The sequence below is a fragment of the Aureimonas sp. AU4 genome, assembly GCF_001463765.1.
Taxonomy (GTDB): domain Bacteria; phylum Pseudomonadota; class Alphaproteobacteria; order Rhizobiales; family Rhizobiaceae; genus Aureimonas.
The window spans coordinates 1-1,174 of record NZ_BBWK01000099.1; the positions used below are offsets into that span (position 1 = coordinate 1).

Here is a 1,174-nt window from a genome sequence, read left to right on the forward strand (position 1 = left end):
ATGGCCAAGAGCAAGTTCGAGCGTAACAAGCCGCATGTGAACATCGGCACGATTGGTCACGTTGACCATGGGAAGACGTCGCTGACGGCGGCGATCACGAAGTACTTCGGCGAGTTCCGGGCCTACGACCAGATCGACGCGGCGCCGGAGGAGAAGGCACGCGGCATCACGATCTCGACGGCGCACGTGGAGTACGAGACGGAGGCGCGGCACTACGCGCACGTCGACTGCCCCGGTCACGCGGACTACGTGAAGAACATGATCACGGGCGCGGCGCAGATGGACGGCGCGATCCTGGTGTGCTCGGCGGCGGACGGCCCGATGCCGCAGACGCGCGAGCACATCCTGCTGGCGCGCCAGGTCGGCGTTCCGGCGATCGTGGTGTTCCTGAACAAGGTGGACCAGGTCGACGACGCCGAGCTTCTGGAGCTGGTCGAGCTCGAGGTGCGCGAGCTTCTGTCGAGCTACGACTTCCCGGGCGACGACATTCCGATCGTGAAGGGCTCGGCGCTGGCCGCTCTCGAGGACTCCAACAAGGAGATCGGCGAGAACGCGGTCCGCCAGCTGATGAAGGAGGTCGACGCCTACATCCCGACGCCGGAGCGTCCGGTCGACCAGCCGTTCCTGATGCCGATCGAGGACGTGTTCTCGATCTCGGGCCGCGGCACGGTCGTGACGGGTCGCGTCGAGCGCGGCATCGTGAAGGTGGGCGAGGAAGTCGAGATCGTGGGCATCCGCGACTCGAAGAAGACGACGGTGACGGGCGTCGAGATGTTCCGCAAGCTTCTGGACCAGGGCCAGGCGGGCGACAACATCGGCGCGCTGGTTCGCGGCGTGGACCGCGAGGGCGTGGAGCGCGGTCAGGTTCTGTGCAAGCCGGGTTCGGTGAAGCCGCACACGCGCTTCATGGCCGAGGCCTACATCCTGACCAAGGAGGAGGGCGGTCGCCACACGCCGTTCTTCACGAACTACCGTCCGCAGTTCTACTTCCGCACGACGGACGTGACGGGCGTGGTCACGCTGCCCGAGGGCACCGAGATGGTGATGCCGGGCGACAACGTGACGATGGACGTCAAGCTGATCGTCCCGATCGCGATGGAGGAGAAGCTGCGCTTCGCCATTCGCGAGGGCGGCCGCACGGTCGGCGCCGGTATCGTCGCCACCATCGTCGAGT

General features: G+C 66.3%; 1 protein-coding gene. It reads left to right on the forward strand.

Translation table 11 applies throughout. The features are described 5' to 3' along the window. Positions 1-1,174: elongation factor Tu (tuf, locus tag AUL35_RS20965; RefSeq protein ID WP_062018499.1), on the forward strand; the 1,174-nt coding region annotated here is incomplete at both ends.